Below are 16039 nucleotides of genomic sequence, written 5' to 3'. Positions count from 1 at the left end.
ACCTGTCTCCCCGAGCCTTAACGGAGCCGTCGCCATGGGGCACTACAAGTCGAATCTCCGCGACATCGAGTTCAACCTCTTCGAGGTGCTCGGCCGCGACAACGTGTACGGCACCGGCCCGTTCGGTGAGATGGACACCGAGACCGCCAGGACCATCCTCAGCGAGATGACCAAGCTCTCCGAGAACGAGCTGGCCGCCTCCTTCGAGGACGCCGACCGCACGCCGCCGGTCTTCGACCCGGCCACCAACACCGCGCCCGTCCCGGCGTCCTTCAAGAAGAGCTACAAGGCCTTCATGGACTCCGAGTACTGGCGCCTGGGCCTGCCCGAGGAGATCGGCGGCACCACCTCGCCCCGCTCCCTCATCTGGGCCTTCGCCGAGACGATCCTCGGCGCGAACCCGGCCGTGTGGATGTACTCCTCCGGCCCGGCGTTCGCCGGCATCCTCTTCGAAGAGGGCAACGAGGCGCAGAAGAAGGTCGCCGGGATCGCCGTCGAGAAGCGCTGGGGCTCGACCATGGTGCTGACCGAGCCGGACGCCGGCTCGGACGTCGGCGCGGGCCGCACCAAGGCCGTGCAGCAGGACGACGGCTCCTGGCACATCGAGGGCGTCAAGCGCTTCATCACGTCCGGTGAGCACGACATGGAGGAGAACATCCTCCACTACGTCCTCGCCCGCCCCGAGGGCCACGGCCCGGGCACCAAGGGCCTGTCCCTCTTCCTCGTCCCGAAGTTCCACTTCGACTGGGAGACCGGCGAGCTGGGCGAGCGCAACGGCGTCTACGCCACCAACGTCGAGCACAAGATGGGCCTCAAGGCCTCCAACACGTGCGAGATGACCTTCGGCGACCAGCACCCCGCCAAGGGCTGGCTGATCGGCGACAAGCACGACGGCATCCGCCAGATGTTCATGATCATCGAGTTCGCCCGCATGATGGTCGGCACGAAGGCCATCGCGACGCTCTCCACCGGCTACCTGAACGCCCTGGAGTACGCCAAGGAGCGCGTGCAGGGCCCGGACCTGGCCAACTTCATGGACAAGACGGCCCCCAAGGTCACCATCACGCACCACCCCGACGTGCGCCGCTCCCTCATGACGCAGAAGGCGTACGCCGAGGGCATGCGCGCCCTCGTGCTGTACACCGCCTCCGTCCAGGACACGATCCAGGTCAAGCAGGCCGCGGGCGAGGACGCCTCCGCCGAGATCGGCCTGAACGACCTGCTCCTGCCGATCGTGAAGGGCTACGGCTCGGAGCGCTCCTACGAGCAGCTCGCCCAGTCGCTGCAGACCTTCGGCGGTTCCGGTTACCTCCAGGAATACCCGATCGAGCAGTACATCCGGGACGCCAAGATCGACACCCTCTACGAGGGCACCACCGCGATCCAGGGCCAGGACTTCTTCTTCCGCAAGATCGTCCGCGACCAGGGCGCCTCGCTGAACGTCCTCTCCGAGACGATCAAGAAGTTCCTCGCCGAGGGCCCCGGCGGCGACGACCTCGCCCCCGCCCGCGACGCCCTCGCCAAGGCCGCCGTGGACCTGGAGGCCATCGTCGGCCAGATGATCGTCGACCTCACCGCCACCGGCGAGGACGTCAAGAACATCTACAAGGTCGGCCAGAACACCACCCGCCTGCTGATGGCCTCCGGCGACGTCGTCGTCGGCTACCTGCTGCTCAAGGGCGCGGCCGTGGCCGCCGAGAAGCTCGCCACCGCCTCCGCCAAGGACGTGGCCTTCTACACCGGCAAGATCGCCGCCGCGAAGTTCTTCGCCGGCCAGGTGCTGCCGGGCGTCTCCGTCCAGCGCGCGCTGGCCGAGGCCGTCGACAACTCCCTCATGGAGCTGGACGAGGCCGCCTTCTAGCCGCCCGCCCTGCGGGGCGCACCCCGCGTACGCGGTGTACGCACAGCGGCCGGGCCTCCGTTTCGGAGGCCCGGCCGCCGGTGTGACCGGACCCACCCACCGGCGCCTTTCCCCGATGTCGGCCGTTCATGGGACGCTCGTAGGCATGAGTCCACAGGAGCAGCACCACAGCAGGGGGTATTCCGTCCCCACCGGGCGGCCGTACGCCCTCAAGGAGCTGCAGGCCAATGTGGGCGCCCTCGGCGACCGGATCACCGAGCTGTACGACGGCGCGCACCCGGCCGAGTACGACCCCGTCGCCGACGCCCTGTACGTCGCCTTCCGCACGGCCTCCGGCCTGGCCCCCGCCAAGAGCTACACGGGCTGCCCCGAGCACCCCAACGGAGCCCTCGACCCCGAGGCGCCCGACGGCTGGGGCCGCTGCCTGATCTGCAACGACCGGCGCCGCCTAGGCCGGCGGCTCCAGGGCGGGCGCGCCGCGGGCCCCGCCGCGGCGGGCGAGCAGCGCCGCCTCGGCTACCCCGTGCCCGAGCCCCCGTACACGCTCGACACGCTCCGGCAGTACCTGCGCACGATCGACGAGCAGCGCTTCCACCTCACGCTCGGCTCGCCCGACCAGGACTTCGTGCGCATCGCCGACGACCTGCACCGGGCCTTCATCGTCGCGCGCGAACTGTCCCGGCCGCGGGGGGCCTCCGGATGCTCCGAACACCCGGGCGCGCCCGTGGACCCCGATGCCCCTCCCGGCGAGGCCTGTATCTTCTGCGCCGGACGCAAAAGACGCGCGCAGCGCCCGGCGCAGACCCCCGAGATGCTCCCGCGCATCCGCCGGGGCGAGCGCAGACAACTGCAGCGCAGATTCGAGCGTCCGCCGGGCTGAGAACGACGGGGCCGCGGGGCCAAAGAGCCCCCGGCGCCCAGCGTTTCGGCTATCCGCCGCAGTCCGGACATGACGAACACGACCGTCGTTAAGGTGAACCACATGAGCTCTCCCGCCCGCTTCGACCGCGGCCACACCGACGACCTGATGACCTTCCTGACGGCCAGTCCGTCGCCGTACCACGCCGTGGCCAACGCGGCGGAGCGGCTGGAGAAGGCCGGATTCAGGCAGTTGTCGGAACAGGACGCCTGGGACTCGGGCACGGGGGGCCGGTTCGTCCTGCGCGGCGGCGCGCTCATCGCCTGGTACGTGCCGGAGGGCGCGGCCGCGCACACCCCCTTCCGGATCGTCGGCGCCCACACCGACTCCCCCAACCTCCGGGTCAAGCCGGTCCCGGACACGGGCTCGCAGGGCTGGCGGCAGGTGGCCGTGGAGATCTACGGGGGCACCCTGCTCAACACCTGGCTGGACCGCGACCTGGGCCTGGCCGGGCGGCTGAGCCTGCGCGACGGCACCGAGCGGCTGGTGAACGTGGACCGCGCGCTGCTGCGCGTGCCCCAACTCGCCGTGCACCTGGACCGGTCGGTGAACACCGACGGCCTGAAGCTGGACAAGCAGCGCCACATGCAGCCCATCTGGGGTCTCGGTGACGCCCGCGAGGGCGACCTGATCGCCTTCCTGGAGGAGGAAGAGGGGCTGCCGCAGGGCTCGGTGGCGGGCTGGGACCTGATGGTCCATTCGATCGAGCCGCCCGCCTACCTGGGCCGCGACCGCGAACTCCTGGCCGGACCGCGCATGGACAACCTGCTGTCCGTACACGCGGGCGTCGCCGCCCTCGCCGCCGTCTCCTCGCACCCCGCCCTGGACCACATCCCGGTGCTGGCGGCCTTCGACCACGAGGAGAACGGTTCGCAGTCCGACACCGGCGCCGACGGGCCGCTGCTGGGCAACGTGCTGGAACGTTCTGTCTTCTCCCGCGGCGGCAGCTACGAGGACCGGGCGCGGGCCTTCGCCGCCACCATCTGCCTCTCCTCCGACACCGGGCACGCCGTCCACCCCAACTACGCGGAGCGGCACGACCCTTCGCACCACCCGCGGGCCAACGGCGGCCCGATCCTGAAGGTCAACGTCAACCAGCGGTACGCCACCGACGGCAGCGGCCGCGCCGTGTTCGCGGGCGCCTGCGAGCGCGCCGGGGTGCCGTGGCAGACCTTCGTCTCCAACAACTCGATGCCCTGCGGCACCACGATCGGCCCGATCACCGCCGCCCGGCACGGCATCCAGACGGTGGACATCGGCGTGGCGATCCTCTCGATGCACTCCGCCCGCGAACTCTGCGGCGCCGACGACCCGTTCCTGCTCGCCAACGCCCTCCTGTCCTTCCTGGAGGGCTGAGCGGCCCCGGCCGGACCCGGGCGGGTCCGGCCGCGGCGGGCGGGGCTCAGGCGTCCAGGCCCGCCAGGACCAGCGGGAGGCGGGCGGCGCCGTCCGCGGTGACGCGCAGCGGTACGCCCCAGTCCTGCTGGTGGACGTGGCAGGCCGGGTACTCGTTGGCCGGGTCGTCGTCGCAGGAGGCGGCCATCGCCGACACGTGCAGGACGCCCTCGGTGACCTCCGGGTTCAGGACGAGCTCGCGGAACAGGTCCGTGCCGGGGCCCTCCCCGGCGGTGAGGAGCTCCGGCGGGGTCGAGGAGACCAGCAGCCGGGTGGAGGGCCCGTAGCGGGTGTCGAGCTTCTGCCCGGCCGGGGCCCGGAAGACCACGTCGAGGCGGAGCGTGCCCGGGGCGACGTCGGTGGCGGCCCGCCGGGTGCGGTGGGCGACCGCGTCGACCCGTACGGCCTCCTCGGGCAGCCGCAGCCGGGTCAGCCGGTGCCGGGCGGACTCCACGACCACGATGTCGCCGCCGACGAGGACGGCGTCGCTGGGCTCGCGCAGGTCGGTGGCCAGCGTGGTGACCTGCCCGGTGGCGGGGTCGAAGCGGCGCAGGGCGTGGTTGTAGGTGTCGCAGACCGCGACCGAGCCGTCGGGCAGGGCCGTCACCCCGAGGGGGTGCTGGAGCAGGGCCTGGGCGGCGTCGCCGTCGCGGTGGCCGAAGTCGAACAGGCCGGTGCCGACGGCGGAGCGGATCACGTAGCCGTCCGCGCCGTCCGCGCCGGCGGGCTCCGCGTACCGCAGGGCGCTGGTCTCGGCGTCGGCGATCCACAGCCGGTCCCCGGCGGCCGACAGCCCCGACGGCTGCGCGAACCAGGCCTCGGCGGCGGGGCCGTCCACGAGCCCCTCGTTGGTGGTCCCGGCGGCCACCTGGACGGTGCCCGCCTCCGGGTCCCAGGTCCACAGCTGGTGCACGCCGGCCATGGCGATCCACACCCGGCCCCGCCACCAGGCCACGTCCCAGGGGGAGGAGAGGTCCGTCTCCAGGGCCGGCCCGGAGGTGGGCGAGCCCTGCCACCACTGCCGCCCGGTCCCGGCGACGGTCTCGACGGCGCCGGTGGCGGGGTCGTAGGCGCGCAGCGCGTGGTTGACGGTGTCGGCGACCACGACCCGGCCGTCGGGCAGCAGCGCGAGGCCCTGCGGCTCGCTGAAGGCGTCCGGTCCGAAGCCCCGCTCCCCGCTGCCGATGCGCCGTACGACGTCCTCCCCGTCGGGGGAGAGCTCCACGAGCTGGTGCCGCGTCGAGTCCGACACGAGCAGGTTGCCGTTCTCCAGCAGCAGCGCCTTGCCGGGGAAGCGCAGGTCGGTGGCGACCGGCTCGGGCGCCACGTACGGCCCGTCGCCGCGCCGCAGGGTCCCCTTGGCCGCGTGCTCGGCCTCCAGCTCCGCGACGAGCCGCTCGATGGCGTGCGCGTGGCCCTCGCCGGCGTGCTGCGCGACGACGTACCCCTCGGGGTCGATCACCACGAGCGTGGGCCACGCCCGCACGGCGTACTGCTTCCAGGTCGCCAGCTCGGGATCGTCGAGCACGGGGTGGTGCACCCCGTACCGCTCGACGGCGTCGGCGACGGCGGCGTGGTCGGCCTCGTGCACGAACTTCGGCGAGTGCACCCCGATGATCACCACGGTGTCGCGGTGCTTCTCCTCCAGCTCGCGCAGCTCGTCGAGGACGTGCAGGCAGTTGATGCAGCAGAAGGTCCAGAAGTCGAGGATGACGATCCGCCCCCGCAGGTCCGCGAGGGTGAGGGCGTTGCCGCCGGTGTTCAGCCAGCCCCCCTCACCGGTCAGCTCGGGGGCACGGACACGGGCACGGCGGCGGGGCTCGGGCGCGGCAGAAGTCATGCCCCCAAGGGTGCCACCCCGGACGAAGTGCACCCACGTGGGTGACGACGGGCCGCCGACGGACCTGCCAGGCTGGGGGCAACCTGCGAAGGAGGCGTCCCGCATGACTTCCGCGTACGAATACGCCGATGAAGGCGACGCCCAGCGCGCCCTCAAGTACGCCATCCAGCACCACAGCGGGGACCGGACCGAAATCGTCGAAGGGGTCATCGACAGCGTGACGCCGAACTGGGACCACGAGAACGCCGCCGAGGAGATCCGCGACCAGATCAAGCCCCGGGTGCGAGCACTGGGCTGTGTCACCGGGTCCGGAAACCTCGACCTTCCCGGTTCCGCGAACTGGTACGTCCCCGACCTCGCGGTGGCTCCGAAGGAACTGGCGAAGGGCGGTGGCTCCCTCGTCCCCGACCAGACCCTGCTCATCGTGGAGATCACCTCCGAGTCCAACGCGGAGACCGACCGCGTCGTCAAGCGCAAGCGGTACGCCGAGTACGGCGCCCCCCTCTACCTGCTGGTGGACCGGGTCGACAAGGCCGTCACCCTGTTTTCCGGGCCCGGTCGGCTCGGCTACGCCACCGTCGACGGTCCGCACGCCTTCGGGACGCCGGTGCGGCTGCCGGAGCCGTTCGGGATCGAGCTCGACACCAGCGGTCTCTAGCGCCCCCCGGCGCGGTCGCGGACCCCGGGCGTAACGCGGCGGCGTGCTAGTTTTTCCGGCCGTGGCGACGACAGAACTGATATCCGGGCCCGACGGCACCCGCACCGCGGCCGAGGGGGGCCGGCCGAGCGGAATCGTTTCGCTGCCCTCGCTCACCGGGCTGCGGTGGACGGCCGCGCTGATGGTGTTCCTGTACCACGTGCACATCGTGGAGTACTTCGGCGGCCGCTCCCAGGACCTGGTCACCTTCGCCTTCGGGGCGGGCAACAGCGGGGTGTCGTTCTTCTTCGTCCTGTCCGGCTTCGTCCTCGCCTGGTCCTCCGCCACCGCCCCCACGGGCCGGCGGATCCTGACCTTCTACCGGCGCCGGTTCGCCCGCGTGTACCCGCTGCACCTGGTCACCGCCGGCTTCGCGCTGCTGATGGCCGTGGCGTTCGCGCCGGACACCGAGCAGGGGCTGCGCCCGCTCGCGGCGAACCTGGGGCTCGTACAGTCCTGGGTGCTGGAGATCCCGTACTTCCAGGGGCTGAACCCCGTCAGCTGGTCCCTGGCCTGCGAAGCGTTCTTCTACCTCTGCTTCCCGCTGCTCCTGTGGCCGCTGCGCCGCCTCGGCCCGCGCTCCGCGTGGCCCGTCGCGGGGATCGCGCTGGCCGCCGTACTGGCCGTGCCGGCCGTCTGGGAGCTGACCGGCACGCCCGACGGCACGGTCTGGTCCCAGTACTTCTTCCCGCTGGTGCGCCTCCCCGAGTTCGTCCTCGGCATCGCCGTGGCCGAGCTGGTGCGCTCCGGGCGCTGGCGCGGACCGGGCCTGACGGCCTCGCTCGCGCTGGCCATGAGCGGCTACTTCCTGAGCTACCAGGCCGACTACGCCTACCGCTCCGTCGCCTGCACCGTCCTCGGCTTCACCTGCCTGATCGCCGCCGCCGCCCGCGCCGACGTGGCGGGGGAGCCCTCGCCCTGGCGGGGCCGGCTCAGCGTCAAGCTGGGCGAGGTGTCCTTCGCCTTCTACATGGTCCACATCCTGGTGATCCGGACCGGCGAGCACCTCTTCGGCGGGCACCCCAAGCTCTCCCTGTGGGACGGCGGCCTGCTGGTGCTCGCCGCCGCCTTCTCGGTGTCCCTGGCCCTGGCCTGGGCCCTGCACACCTGGGTGGAGGTGCCGGGCCGGCGGCTGCTGCTCAGGCGGTGGCGAGGAACGCGCGCAGCGAAGCCGTGAGGGCCTCGACGAAGGCGTCGCGGACGCCCTGCGGGAGCAGGTCCAGGGAGAGGTACGGGTTCAGGTCCTCCAGCTCGACGAGCAGCAGCTCGCCCGAAGGGGCCCGGCAGGCGTCCACGCGCTGGATGCCGTGCGCGAGGGTGTTCCAGTCGGTGAAGCGGCGGGCGAAGGCCAGGTCCGCGTCCGTGGGCTCGTAGGGGGCCAGCTCCCAGCGGCGGCGCGGGTCGGGCGCGTACAGGGCGTACTGGAAGGCGTCGTCGACGAAGTAGAACGACACCTCGTACGCGAAGTCGATCCGCGGCTGGATCAGGATCTCCCCGGCCGGTCCGGACGGTTCGGCGGTGAAGGTGAGCCCGATGGAGTCGGCGCCCCGCTTGGGCTTCACCGCGTACGAGGCCGCGCGCGGCAGCAGGTGCAGGTCCGCCGGGTCGTCGACGGTCGGGATGACCGGGAACCCGGCGGCGGTCAGGTCGAGGAGGTACTGCTTGCCGGCCATGTCGCCGCGGCCGGTCAGCGGGTTGTAGACGCGGGTCCCGGCGGCGAGCGCGGCCGCGCGGAAGGCGTCGTGGGCCTCCTGGTGGTGCAGGACGGGCCCGCTGTTGCGGACGATCACCGCGTCGAAGCCGGGCAGCAGCGCCGCCGCGTCCAGCGGATGGCACAGGGCCAGCGGGAAGTGCTCGCGGAGCCGGGCGGTGAGGAATATGTCCTCGTCGCCGTACCGGCGGCCGCGCGCCGGGTACGCCAGGTCGGTCACGTAGAGAAGAGGCATGGCGGCAACCTATCGCGGGCAACGATCAGCGCATGAAATACCTCGTACGGGACAAACTGCTGGCCATCGGGGACGACTACTGGATCGAGGACGAGGACGGCCGGCCCGCCTTCCTCGTCGACGGGAAGGCCCTGCGCTTCCGCGACACCCTGGAGCTGAAGGACCGCGACGGCCGGATCCTGATCACCCTGCGGGCGAAGCTGTTCGCCCTGCGCGACGCGATGACCCTGGAGCGGGACGACCAGCGCCTCGCGGTGATCCGCCGCAAGCGGCTGTCGCTGCTGCGCAACCACTTCCTGGTGACGCTGGTCGACGGCACCGGACTCGACGTCAGCGGGCGGATCCTGGACCGCGAGTTCAGGGTCGAGTACGACGGCGAACTGCTCGCGCTGATCTCCCGCCAGTGGTACCGGATCCGCGAGACGTACGCCGTCGACGTGATCCGCGAGGACGCGGACCCGGCGCTGCTCATCGCCGTCGCGGTGTGCGTGATCCGGATGGCGGAGAAGGAGCGCGAGGACCCGGACCCCGAGGACTGAGACCCCGGCTCCGGGGAGGGGCCGCCGCGGGGACGGCGGGCCCGCCCTCGCCCGAGGACGCACCCCGCCGTCCCCGGCCGGGCGCCGCGCGTGCGCTAGGGGCGGTCGTGTCCGTGGTGGGAGCGGGCCGTGAGCTGGCCCTGGACGTACGGATCGGACTCCGGGGCGTAGGGGCCGCCGTGGTCCGCCAGGTGCTCCCCGATGCGCTCCCACTCCGCCACGACGGCCGGGTCCTCGCCCGCCCCGCGGGCCGCCTCCAGGGCGTCCTGCGCCTCGTGGTGGGCCATGCCGGTGGCCTCGGCTCGCACCCGGTCGCGCGCCGCGCTCTCCCCGGGGGCGGGCTCGTGCGGCTCGGCCGCGGCCTCGACGGCGGCGTCGAACTCGCGGGCACCGCCCCCCTCCCGGGACCCGGAGTCCGGGACGGACGGGGCGTCAGGGGCGGGCGCGGCCACGCGCGCGGCGGTCGGCCGGACCGGGGCCGCCGGGGCCTCGTGCGGCGCGGCCGCGGTGTCGTTGCGGTGGGTCATGCAGCTGTCCTGCCCGGTCCGCGCCGGATCATGAGCCGTTCCGGTCCGGGGTGCGCAGCCCCAGCACCCGGTCCTTCAGCGCCGGGAACTGCTCCCGGGTGGCGGCCACCTTCGCCGGGTCCAGCTCCACCGTCAGGACGCACTCCCCCGGGCCCGCCTCCGCGAGCACCTCGCCCCACGGGTCGACCACCAGGCTGTGCCCGGACTGCTCGACGCCCGCGTGGGTGCCGGCCAGCGCGCAGCCCAGTACGTACGCCTGGTCCTCGACGGCCCGCGCCCGGTTCAGCAGGGTCCAGTGCGCGCGCCGCCGGGCCGGCCAGCCCGCCGAGACGACCATGGTCGTGGCGCCCGCGTCGACCAGGCCCCGGAACTGTTCGGGGAAGCGCAGGTCGTAGCAGGTGGCCAGGCCCAGGGTCTGCTCCGGCAGGGTCACCGTCGTCAGCGAGTCCCCTGGCGACATCAGCACCGCCTCGCCCTGGTCGAAGCCGAAGCGGTGGATCTTGCGGTAGCTCGCGGCGAGCTCGCCCGTCGGGGACAGCACGAGGGCGGTGTTGTAGAGCGAGCCGTCACCGGCGCGCTCGACGACGGAGCCGGCGTGCAGCCAGACCCCGGCGTCGCGGGCGGCCTTGGACATGGCCTCGTACGTCGGGCCGTCCAGCGGTTCGGCCTCGGTCTCGAACTGCTCGTAGGCGAACGCCCCGACGGTCCACAGCTCGGGCAGCACGACGAGGTCGCTGCCGCTCTGCTCGCGCACGAGCTCGGCGGCGCGCGAACGCCGGGAGGCCACCGACTCCCCTTCGTTCACCGCGATTTGGATCAGAGAAGCGCGCACAGTACCACCGTCCTGGCCTATCAGCCGTCCACTCGGGCCTACGATCGTCACACGAAAGCACTGCCGGGGTGCTCATCGGCAGCGTAGTTTTGGGAATAGTCCACAACGCGCCACTGAAACTGCACGCGAGGGGTCCCGTGACCGTCCATCCCAGCCTTGAGCCCTATGCCGACGCGTGGACACATTCCATCGAGGCGATAACCGAGCTGGTCCTCCCGCTGGCCGAAAGCGAGTGGAACCGGGCGACCCCGTGCCCCGGCTGGTCCGTCCGCGACGTCGTGTCGCACGTCATCGGCATCGAATGCGAGCAGCTCGGCGACCCGCGCCCGATCCACACCCTGCCCCGCGACCTGCGGCACGTGGTCGACGAGTTCACCCGGTACATGGAGGTGCAGGTTGACGTCCGGCGCCACCACACCGCCCCGGAGATGACCTCCGAGCTGGAGTACACGGTCATCCGCCGCGCGCGCCAGCTGCGCGGCGAGAAGCGGGATCCGGCCACCCTGGTACGCGGGCCGCTCGGCGACCAGGTGACCCTGGAGCAGGCGCTGCGGCTGCGGGCGTTCGACGTGTGGATCCACGAGCAGGACCTGCGGGCGGCGCTGGGCGTGCCCGGCAACTGGGACTCCCCTGGCGCCCACGTGGCGCGCGACCTCCTGCTCGCCGGGCTGCCGAAGGCGGTCGCCAAGGGCGCGGGCGCGCCGCCCCACTCGGCGGTGGTGCTGGACGTCCACGGGCAGCTGGAGTTCATGCGGACCGTACGGGTCGACGCGACGGGCCGGGCCACCCTGGAGAAGTCGCCCTCGCTGGGCCCGGCCGTGACGCTCACCATGGACTGGGAGACGTACGTACGGCTCGCCGCGGGCCGGGTGCGGCCGCGCGCGGTGGCCGACCGGGTCAAGGCCGAGGGCGACCCGGAGCTGGCCGACGCGATCCTGGCGGCCTTCGCGGTCACTCCGTAGGACCCGCCGGGCCACCCCCTCAGACCTCCGCGGCGGCGGAGGCGGCGGAGGCGCCGGAGGGGGCCGCGAGCACCACGTCCGGCGGCTGCTGCGCGGCGGGGACGGCGCGCTCCCGTTCGCGGGCCAGGGCCCGGCCGCGCAGGCGCAGGATCTGGGTCACGCCGAGCACCTCCAGGACGAAGACCGACGAGAAGGCGATCCGGTAGTTGTCGCCGGTGGCGTCGAGCAGCACGCCCACCGCCAGCAGGGTCGTCATCGAGGCGAGGAACCCGCCCATGTTGGTGATGCCGGAGGCGGTGCCCTGGCGTTCGGCCGGGTTGGCGGGCCGGGCGAAGTCGAAGCCGATCATCGAGGCGGGCCCGCAGGTGCCGAGCACCACGCACAGGGTGACCAGCAGCCACATCGGCGCCCGGTCCCCCGGGCTGGCGAGGACGGCGCCCCACAGGGTGGCGGTGACCGCCACGGTGGTGAGGGCGAGCGGAATCCGGGAGGCCTGGCGGCGGCCGACGATCTGGCCGTAGATCAGCCCGAAGCCCATGTTGGAGGCGACCACCAGGGTCATCAGGGCGCCCGCGGTGGTCCGGGACAGCCCCTGGGCCTCGACGAGGAACGGCATCCCCCACAGCAGCAGGAACACCATCGCGGGGAACTGGGTGGTGAAGTGCACCCACAGCCCGAGCTTGGTGCCGGGCTCCCGCCAGGAGTCGGCGATCTGCCGGCGCACGAAGGCGCCCGCGCCCCGCGCCCCGCCCGTCGGCGCGGCCGGCGCCGGCTCGTGGCCCTCGGGGTGGTCGCGCAGGAACAGCACCAGCGGGACGAGCACCACCAGCCCGGCGACGGCGCTGCCCGCGAAGGCCGGCACCCAGCCGAGCCCGTGCAGGACCGGTGCCAGCACCAGGGTGGAGACCAGGTTGCCCGCCATCCCCACCAGCCCGGCCAGCTGCGCCATCAGCGGCCCGCGCCGGGCCGGGAACCAGCGGGTGCCCAGCCGCAGCACGGAGATGAAGGTCATGGCGTCGCCGCAGCCCAGCAGGGCGCGGGCGGCCAGGGCCATCCCGTAGGAGGGGGACAGCGCGAAGCCGATCTGTCCGGCGGTGAAGAGGACGGCGCCCAGCGTGAGCACCTTCTTGGTGCCGAGCCGGTCGACCATCAGACCGACGGGTATCTGCATGCCCGCGTAGACCAGGAGCTGGAGCAGGGAAAAGGTGGACAGCGCCGAGGCGTTGACGTGGAAGCGGTCGGCGGCGTCGAGTCCGGCGACGCCCAGGCTGGTGCGGAAGATGACGGCGACGAAGTAGACGGCGACGCCGATCGACCAGACGGCCACGGCCCGGCGGCCGCCGGGCGGGTCCCTGAACACCGGGGCGGTGCGGGAGGCGCTCACCGGCCCGCTCACCGGCCCGCTCACCGGCCCGTCCCCCGCACCAGTTCCGCGACCCGGCCGACGTGTCCGCGTACGGCGGCGGCGGCGGTCTCGGCGTCCCCGCAGCGCAGGGCGTCCAGGATCTCGGTGTGCTCGGCGAGGGAGCGCTCCACCCGGTCGGGGTGCGCGTGCAGCAGGGCCACGCCCATCCGCAGCTGGCGGTCGCGCAGCTGGTCGTAGAGGCGGCAGAGGATCTGGTTGCCCGCGTGCCGGACGATCTCGGCGTGGAAGCACCGGTCGGCGTGCATCATCGCCGCCAGATCGCCGCGCCCGGCGCAGCGCCGCTGCTCCGCGACGAGTTCCGCGAGCCGCTCCAGCAGGGCGGGCGGCGCGGGCACGGCCCGGCGGACGGTGAACTCCTCGACCAGCAGGCGGGTTTCGATGACGTCGGCGATCTCCTGCGCGGAGACCGGCAGCACCAGCGCGCCCTTCTTCGGGTACAGCTTCAGCAGCCCCTCGGTCTCCAGCCGCAGCAGCGCCTCGCGCACCGGCGTACGGGAGACCCCGACGGCCTCGGCGAGTTCCCCCTCGGTGAGCAGGACCCCGCCCTCGTAACGGCGCTCCAGCACGCCCTCCTTGACGTGCCGGTAGACGCGGTCGGCGGCGGGCGGCGGCTTCTGGGCGGGCGGCGTGGTCGGCGCGGCGGGCGAAGCGGGCGCGGCGGGCGAGGGCGATGGGGCTGGCATGCGCACAGGATAGATACATGAAGGGTGCATGTGTATCCGTGTCCACGATCCGGACGCGCGGACGGTGCGCGGGTCACACGGGCCCGATCACCGCCCCCTCGTGCCAGCCCGCGCCGTCGCGCCAGTAGTGCTGGAGCAGGCGGTCGGTGCGCAGGACGACGACCTCCAGGTTGAAGCCGAAGCTGCCCTGGAGCATCCCGGTGACGCCGAGGACGTCGTGGCCGAACACCGCGTCGCGGAGCCAGCCGGCCCCCGCCGCGTTCCCGCGCCACCAGTGCTCGACGCGGCCGTCGGCGCGCGCCGCGCACAGCTCGTAGTTGCCCGCGGTGTCCTCGTCCACCGCCCCGTACTGCGCCTCGATCAGGCAGGGCGCGGAGGTGATCCCGGCGCCGAAGACCTCGCCGGGGCGCCAGACGAAGCCGTTCGGGTCGTCGCGCCACCACAACTGCATCGTGCCGTCCTCGCGCGCGGCCACCAGGTCCAGGTGGCGGCCGCGGGTCTGCACCAGGGCGGGCCCGTAGTGGGCGATGCCCGAGGCGAAGCGGCCGCCGTCGTGCCACGTCCAGGGCGCGCCGTTGATCCGCCACCAGTGGCCCAGCCGGCCGTCGGCGGTGCGCACGACCACCTCGAAGTTGCCCGGCTTGCCGTAGTCGCTCTGGATGAACGCCGGGGTCGAGCCGACCGCCGCGTCGCCCGGGCCGAAGGCGCCGCCGTCGCGCCAGACGCCGACGGCCTGCTCGTAGTACCAGTGGCGCAGCCGACCGCCGGTGGTGACGTGCAGGGACTCCATGTTCCGGTTGTAGGTGGTGCCGGTGAAGGCGGGCTGACCGGAGGCGTCCGAGGCGAAGGAAGCCGCCGGGGACCAGCCGAAGGGGGCGTCGCCCTCGCGCCACCAGTGCCGCAGGCGGCCACCGCCGCCCGCCGTCGCGGCCAGCTCGAAGTTGCGGTGGGCCGGGCCGTTGCCGCTCTCGTAGACGTTCCCCGCGTGCAGGCGCCGCTTGCTCCAGGGGTCGATGTTGGTGCCGAGCAGCCCGGACTTGGCCCAGTAGTCGATGTTCACCTCGCCGTACGCGATCCGGCCGTAGCCGCCGACGTGGTGGCCGGTCCCCCAGGAGTTCTTGAACAGCCAGCAGCCGGCCGCGTCGTCGTAGCCGACCACCAGCACGCAGTGGCCGCCCGCGAGCCGGTCGCTGGTGCGGTGGTAGACGCCGGAGCCGAGCCCGAAGAAGTCGTCGTAGACGTCGAAGCAGGCGGTCAGCGGGCCGACCGTGTCCAGCCACGCCTTCTGCTGCTCCACGTCCCCCAGGCGCACGTGGCCGGTGATCCGGACGGTGCGCCCGGAGCGGTCCCAGCTGGGCGTGTACTCGGCGCGCCAGGCCTCGCGCCGCTCGGCGGGCAGGCCGGGGGGCGGGGTGCCGTACGGCCAGCAGTCGGGGTCCGCGAGTCCGCCGTTGGTCCGGATCCAGTCCAGGGCGGTCTCCGGGTTGCCGCCCTGCCCGCAGGCGGACTTCAGCCCGTCGTGCACGTCCCCCTCGGAGCGCCGGGCCCACACGTCGTGCTCGATCCGGGCCATCGACTCGACGAGGCCCGTCGCGGCGAAGACCCAGCAGGACTCGCAGGGGTTCTGGTCCTTCACCTTGGTGAGCCAGGGCCAGCCCCAGCGGCTGCGCCAGTCCACGGCCACGGGGCGGGGGGCGACGGCCGCCGGGGGCTCCCCGTCCAGCAGCCCGTGCGCGGCGCGGCGGCGGGTCAGGTGCGGGTTGCCGCTCGGGCGGCCGACGAGCGCCCGCAGGTCCACGGCCCCCGCCTCGGCGGCCGGCGTCAGGTTCACCCCCGGCTCCAGGCCGAGCGAGGGGCGCGGTACGGGGTCCCCGTCGGCCAGGTGCTCGCTCACCGACCACCGCGCCCCGTACGCGGCGAGCCGTGCCCGCAGCTCCCCCGCCGTCTGGCCGAACTCCCCCGGCATACCGCCCCCCAGCTGCAACCGCCCGGTCCTGAGACCCGGGAGCGTCTCCCCGCCACCGGCCCCCGTCAAGGGGGTCCGCGCGGGCGCACGGAGGCACGGCCGTCGCGGACGGACCGCTACGCGGGACCGGTGCGCGGACCGGTACCGGCCTCGGGGAGCGGCTGGCAGCGGGCGAGGAGCCGGCGGTGCACGGTGGGGACAGCGGTGACGCGCAGGGTGTAGTCCCGGCCGCGCCGTACGGGCATGCCTTGGTCGAGTGCGGCCTGTTCTGGGGGGTCAAGTCGGGCGGCGAAGAGGAAGTCGGCGACCCTGCCCGGCATGTCGAGGGTGACCGGCAGCTCCGGTGCCGGGGAGGCCGCTTCGACGGCGGCCTCGTCGGGCAGGAGGTCGGCGACGGCGGTGCGGATCGCGCCGCGGCTGACACCGTGGGCGCGCGCTCGCACCGG

General features: G+C 73.3%; 15 protein-coding genes. 7 read left to right on the top strand and 8 right to left on the bottom strand.

Annotation, left to right across the window (positions count from 1 at the left end):
• Positions 1-34: 34 nt before the first annotated feature.
• The 3 genes from ACGFXC_RS14550 (at position 35) to ACGFXC_RS14540 (ending at position 4136) form a co-directional block, all read left to right on the top strand.
• The gene (locus ACGFXC_RS14550) at positions 35-1861 is read left to right on the top strand and encodes an acyl-CoA dehydrogenase (protein ID WP_393713191.1); all 1827 of its coding nucleotides are present in this window, start codon (positions 35-37) and stop codon (positions 1859-1861) included.
• 145 nt (positions 1862-2006) lie between these two features.
• Entirely contained in the window at positions 2007-2741 is a 735-nt protein-coding gene (locus ACGFXC_RS14545; protein WP_393712706.1) for a hypothetical protein, read from the top strand.
• 102 nt (positions 2742-2843) lie between these two features.
• Positions 2844-4136 carry a M18 family aminopeptidase gene (locus tag ACGFXC_RS14540; RefSeq protein ID WP_393712704.1) on the top strand — a complete coding sequence of 431 codons (1293 nt, stop codon included), beginning with the start codon at positions 2844-2846 and terminating at the stop codon, positions 4134-4136.
• 46 nt (positions 4137-4182) lie between these two features.
• On the opposite strand, the gene ACGFXC_RS14535 is transcribed toward ACGFXC_RS14540, so the two are convergent.
• A complete protein-coding gene (locus tag ACGFXC_RS14535; RefSeq protein WP_393712702.1) occupies positions 4183-6015 on the bottom strand; it encodes an NHL domain-containing thioredoxin family protein in 1833 nt (610 codons plus the stop codon).
• Between the two features lie 103 nt (positions 6016-6118).
• On the opposite strand from ACGFXC_RS14535, the gene ACGFXC_RS14530 reads away from it, so the two are divergent.
• Together ACGFXC_RS14530 and ACGFXC_RS14525 are read left to right on the top strand one after the other, a co-directional pair.
• Positions 6119-6673: a Uma2 family endonuclease gene (locus tag ACGFXC_RS14530; protein WP_393712700.1), complete on the top strand. Its 555-nt coding sequence runs from the start codon at positions 6119-6121 to the stop codon at positions 6671-6673.
• A gap of 61 nt (positions 6674-6734) precedes the next feature.
• Positions 6735-7889, top strand: a complete 1155-nt coding sequence (locus ACGFXC_RS14525) for an acyltransferase family protein (RefSeq protein ID WP_393712698.1) — start codon at positions 6735-6737, stop codon at positions 7887-7889.
• On the opposite strand, the gene ACGFXC_RS14520 is transcribed toward ACGFXC_RS14525, so the two are convergent.
• Positions 7852-8658: a hypothetical protein gene (locus ACGFXC_RS14520; RefSeq protein WP_393712696.1), complete on the bottom strand. Its 807-nt coding sequence runs from the start codon at positions 8656-8658 to the stop codon at positions 7852-7854. The genes ACGFXC_RS14525 and ACGFXC_RS14520 overlap by 38 nt on opposite strands.
• Positions 8659-8690: 32 nt before the next feature.
• Between ACGFXC_RS14520 and ACGFXC_RS14515 the strand changes: the two genes are divergently transcribed.
• Complete coding sequence (locus ACGFXC_RS14515) at positions 8691-9197, top strand: LURP-one-related/scramblase family protein (protein WP_393712694.1); 507 nt, start codon at positions 8691-8693, stop codon at positions 9195-9197.
• A 95-nt stretch (positions 9198-9292) separates the two neighbouring features.
• Here the strand turns inward: ACGFXC_RS14515 and ACGFXC_RS14510 are convergent, their stop codons facing one another.
• The gene (locus ACGFXC_RS14510) at positions 9293-9724 is read right to left on the bottom strand and encodes a hypothetical protein (RefSeq protein WP_393712692.1); all 432 of its coding nucleotides are present in this window, start codon (positions 9722-9724) and stop codon (positions 9293-9295) included.
• Between the two features lie 28 nt (positions 9725-9752).
• On the bottom strand, positions 9753-10556 hold the full coding sequence (locus ACGFXC_RS14505) for a carbon-nitrogen family hydrolase (protein ID WP_393712691.1): 804 nt from the start codon (positions 10554-10556) through the stop codon (positions 9753-9755).
• Positions 10557-10693: 137 nt separating this feature from the next.
• On the opposite strand from ACGFXC_RS14505, the gene ACGFXC_RS14500 reads away from it, so the two are divergent.
• Entirely contained in the window at positions 10694-11518 is an 825-nt protein-coding gene (locus ACGFXC_RS14500) for a maleylpyruvate isomerase family mycothiol-dependent enzyme (RefSeq protein WP_393712689.1), read from the top strand.
• A 19-nt stretch (positions 11519-11537) separates the two neighbouring features.
• Here the strand turns inward: ACGFXC_RS14500 and ACGFXC_RS14495 are convergent, their stop codons facing one another.
• The 4 genes from ACGFXC_RS14495 to ACGFXC_RS14480 form a co-directional block, all read right to left on the bottom strand.
• A complete protein-coding gene (locus ACGFXC_RS14495) occupies positions 11538-12914 on the bottom strand; it encodes a nitrate/nitrite transporter (protein WP_393713189.1) in 1377 nt (458 codons plus the stop codon).
• Between the two features lie 8 nt (positions 12915-12922).
• Positions 12923-13627: a GntR family transcriptional regulator gene (locus ACGFXC_RS14490; RefSeq protein ID WP_393712687.1), complete on the bottom strand. Its 705-nt coding sequence runs from the start codon at positions 13625-13627 to the stop codon at positions 12923-12925.
• Positions 13628-13700: 73 nt separating this feature from the next.
• Entirely contained in the window at positions 13701-15593 is a 1893-nt protein-coding gene (locus ACGFXC_RS14485) for a C1 family peptidase (protein WP_393712685.1), read from the bottom strand.
• Between the two features lie 116 nt (positions 15594-15709).
• Complete coding sequence (locus tag ACGFXC_RS14480; RefSeq protein ID WP_393712683.1) at positions 15710-16036, bottom strand: resolvase; 327 nt, start codon at positions 16034-16036, stop codon at positions 15710-15712.
• Positions 16037-16039: the final 3 nt, after the last annotated feature.

Source organism: Streptomyces sp. NPDC048507 (genome assembly GCF_043199995.1).
GTDB lineage: Bacteria > Actinomycetota > Actinomycetes > Streptomycetales > Streptomycetaceae > Streptomyces.
Note: the sequence above shows the minus strand (reverse complement) of the source record. Positions and strands in the feature narration are given on the sequence as shown.